Source organism: Pedococcus sp. P1_H8 (genome assembly GCF_056405175.1).
This window is the reverse complement of the sequence record NZ_JBFUCP010000318.1, coordinates 1-411: the sequence shown is the minus strand read 5'-3', so window position 1 is coordinate 411 and position 411 is coordinate 1. Positions and strand designations below refer to the sequence as shown.

Annotated in this window: 1 protein-coding gene; it reads left to right on the top strand. The window is 68.4% G+C overall.

What is annotated here, in order from left to right; genetic code table 11:
* The coding region (locus AC1DYG_RS20175; protein ID WP_477641617.1) for an Ig-like domain-containing protein at positions 1 to 411 on the top strand (411 nt) is incomplete at both ends.

Sequence of the window (411 nt, the reverse complement as noted above, 5' to 3'; positions counted from 1 at the left end):
GCGCAGACTGTGCCCGCGACGTTCCGTTGAACACGTACATGGACTACTCCGGCAACCTCGGCCAGGGCAACTACCTGAACAAGGGCCCGACGATCTCGGTGACCAAGAATGTCTCGACGACGGCGCTGGACGCGGTTCCCGCGGGTGTGAAGGTGGGCCAGTCGGTTTCGCTCAGCGCGACGGTCACCGGCGGAGTCGACGGCGACCTGGTCGAGTTCTTCGACGGGGCCACGAAGATCGGTCAGGGTCCGTTGGCGGCGGGCAAGGCGACGCTCGCGTGGACGCCTGCGACCGCGGGTGATCGCAGTTTGACGGCGAAGTTCCTGGCTACGGCGGAGGTTGGCGAGTCGGTCTCGGCGGCGCAGAACGTGCCCGTGGCCGCGGCTGCGGACGTGGCCACCGCCACCGTGG